Source organism: Vibrio sp., assembly GCF_050299255.1.
In the GTDB taxonomy this organism is placed as follows: Bacteria; Pseudomonadota; Gammaproteobacteria; order Enterobacterales; family Vibrionaceae; genus Vibrio.
In genome coordinates this window covers 1-2906 of sequence record NZ_JBNKVP010000154.1, presented here as the reverse complement: position 1 = coordinate 2906, position 2906 = coordinate 1, and the positions used below count along the sequence as shown (strand labels likewise).

The 2906-nt window shown below is 47.6% G+C and carries 4 protein-coding genes; all 4 read left to right on the top strand.

The genetic code is table 11. From position 1 onward, the window contains the following. Nucleotides 1–377 (top strand): EamA family transporter (locus ACQY6F_RS18635; protein WP_428776589.1); only part of this gene is annotated, 377 nt, incomplete at its 5' end. Between the two features lie 120 nt (nt 378–497). After that, the gene (locus tag ACQY6F_RS18630; protein WP_428776588.1) at nt 498–869 is read left to right on the top strand and encodes a hypothetical protein; all 372 of its coding nucleotides are present in this window, start codon (nt 498–500) and stop codon (nt 867–869) included. Nucleotides 870–920: 51 nt separating this feature from the next. Beyond that, nucleotides 921–1403: a YchJ family protein gene (locus ACQY6F_RS18625; RefSeq protein ID WP_428776587.1), complete on the top strand. Its 483-nt coding sequence runs from the start codon at nt 921–923 to the stop codon at nt 1401–1403. Between the two features lie 167 nt (nt 1404–1570). Continuing rightward, nucleotides 1571–2906: M2 family metallopeptidase (locus ACQY6F_RS18620; RefSeq protein ID WP_428776585.1), on the top strand; the 1336-nt coding region annotated here is incomplete at its 3' end.

The following is a 2906-nucleotide window of genomic DNA, read 5'->3' as shown; positions in this document are numbered from 1 at the left end:
CAATTTACAGTGCGTTTTCGGAAGTATCGATTAAGCGTATTGGCTCTGCCAGGTTTTCGGTATTGGCAATGCTGGTCTCAATTGTGGCGGTGCAGCTACATTACCTGCTGGCCAATCCTCTTGATGCCTTAATACAACCTGCACCTGTTTATTGGTACTGTGCCGGTATGGCTGTGTTTTCAACGGTATTGCCAGTATTTTTGCAATCCGCTGCAGTGAAGCACATTGGTGCGCCACATACGGCATTAGTGGGCACTCTGGGCCCGGTTTTAACATTGTTCTTTAGCTGGTGGTTACTGGAAGAACCTCTGTCAGTCATTCAACTGATAGGTGCATCACTGGTTATTAGTGCGATGTTGTTGCTTCGAAAACGGTAAAACACGCTCAATACATCGCCTTCACTATCGTACGAAAAAAACACAAAAAACGCTTGCATGTTCATTTATACAGTACTACTGTATACCCATACACTGTATAAACATACAAGCGAGTACATCATGTCAACACAACAACCTGCTATCAACAACGTCGTACAGTTACCGCTACCTTTCGAAGGTTTTCCTTACATACCGGGCAAAACTAAAGGTTGGTCTTACTTACTGGCTGATTCACTGGCGTTTAAAAAAGACGTCTGTCATGGCATTCGTATCCAAAAGCCTGATCAGGAAAAAGTACCCATGTGGATTCGCCGTTTGATTACCAGTGGCCAGTGCAGCACTATCTATGTTGAAAACCTGACGTTACCTGCCAGCGACAAAGTACTGATCCAACAGTTATGCGATAAGTATGCTGTGTCACTGATTAATCTGACCGTACAGGCGCAAAACGCAGATGTCAGCTGTGAAAACGTCGTTATGGGGCCTTGGTAAGTCGCACGAGTACACGTACAATCTGGCGAACCTTGTTGTGTTGAGTTCGCCATGTCTACAGTGTGTTATTGCGGCAGCAAACAGCCTTTTACTCAGTGTTGCCAACCTTATCTCTCCGGAAATTCTCTCGCCCCTACCCCCGAAGCATTAATGCGTTCGCGCTACAGTGCTTACTACTTAGCTAATTACAACTATGTACTGGCCACCTATGCCCAGGCGCAACGTCAGCCGCTAAATGTAGCTGAACTTGAACGCTCCGCGAGTGGCACAAACTGGTTAGCATTACGCGTGCATACTCACAAAGACATCCATCCAAATCAGGTTGAATTTTCAGCCTTCTATGTAGCCGACCGGCAGTTAGGGGTGTTGCACGAAACATCTAATTTCGTGCAGGAAGACGGTCAATGGCGTTACGTTGACGGCACACTACATAGTGATTGCGGTATATTTCAGCCAGGCCGTAATGATGAATGCTTTTGTGGTAGCGGAAAAAAATTTAAGAAATGCTGTATGGCATATATACAATCACTGTAACAAATGCCCGTCTAATAAGGGCTACGCTTACCTTTAAATCTGTAGTAATGTGTGGTTCGACAAGCTCACCAACCGACAAGTAATGTCTCCTTATCCCGTCGAAGGGCGCTGTCCTGAGCGGGTCGAAGGACGAGCTATGAAAAAATAAAAACGATCAAGGAAACCGCATGTACCAACACAGAAAAACACTAGCCGCTTTGCTGGTGAGTGCTGCGCTGTGGGGTTGTAACGACTCTGCATCTGACACTGCCACCACCGAACCCATGCCCACCGCACAAGATGCCAAAGATTTCCTGGCTCAGGCTCAGTCTGATATTGAAAAGATTCAGCTACCCGCAGCCCATGCAGCCTGGAGCTATGCCACGAATATTAATGTGGATACCGCTAAAGTCTCAGCTTATATGGATGAACAGCTGTCTGCCCGTGTGGCTGAACTGGCCAAAGAAGCAGCCAGGTTTAATCATGTGGAAGTGGATGCCGATACCCGTCGCCAACTTGATTTGCTGCGCTACGGTTTAACCATGCCGCCTCCAGGAGACCCCAAGAAATCTGAACGTCTGGCAGCAATTGGCTCAGATCTAGGCGGTATGTATGGTGCAGGTAAATACTGTCGTAGCGACGATGAATGTTTCAGCCTGGTTGAAATGAGCGCGCAAATGTCGACCTCTCGCGACCCGGACCTGCTACTGGAATTCTGGAAAGGCTGGCGCGAAGTTGCAGTGCCAATGAAAGATCTCTACGCCGAACAGGTTGAACTGGCCAATGAAGGCGCACACGAGCTGGGTTTTGCTAATGTCAGTGAACTGTGGCGTGGCAAATACGATATGCAGGCTGCTGATTTCCCGAAAGAACTGGACCGCTTGTGGAATCAGGTAGAACCATTTTATGAATCTCTGCATTGCCATGTGCGCGCTAAACTTGGTGAATTCTATGGCAATGACGTTGTACCTCAGGATAAACCTATTCCAGCCCACCTACTGGGTAACATGTGGGCCCAGTCATGGGGCAATGTGTACGACCTGGTTAAACCCGAGCAGGAAATGAAAGTTCCGGATGTGACTGCCGCATTGGTTGATCAGGGCTATGATGAACTTAAAATGGTCAAACAGGCTGAGTCGTTCTTCTCATCGTTAGGCTTTGACCCACTGCCAGAGACCTTTTGGGAGCGTTCACAATTCCAGAAACCCGCTGATCGCGATGTACAGTGCCATGCTTCTGCCTGGGACTTAGATGACAAAGATGATTTGCGTATTAAGATGTGCATCCAGATCACCGGCGAAGAATTTAACGTCATTCACCATGAATTGGGCCACAACTACTATCAGCGCGCGTATAAAGGTGAACCGCTGCTTTATCGTACGTCTGCCAATGACGGTTTCCACGAAGCGATTGGTGACACCATTGCCCTGTCCATTACACCAAAATACCTCAAGCAGATTGGACTGATTGACGAAATTCCTGATGCTTCCAATGACATTGGTATGCTAATGAAAGTGGCGCTGG

Coding starts and splice junctions, on each gene's coding strand:
- ACQY6F_RS18630 (WP_428776588.1), top strand. CDS start 498: ATGTCAACACAACAACCTGCTATCAACAACGTCGTACAGTTACCGCTA.
- ACQY6F_RS18625 (WP_428776587.1), top strand. CDS start 921: ATGTCTACAGTGTGTTATTGCGGCAGCAAACAGCCTTTTACTCAGTGT.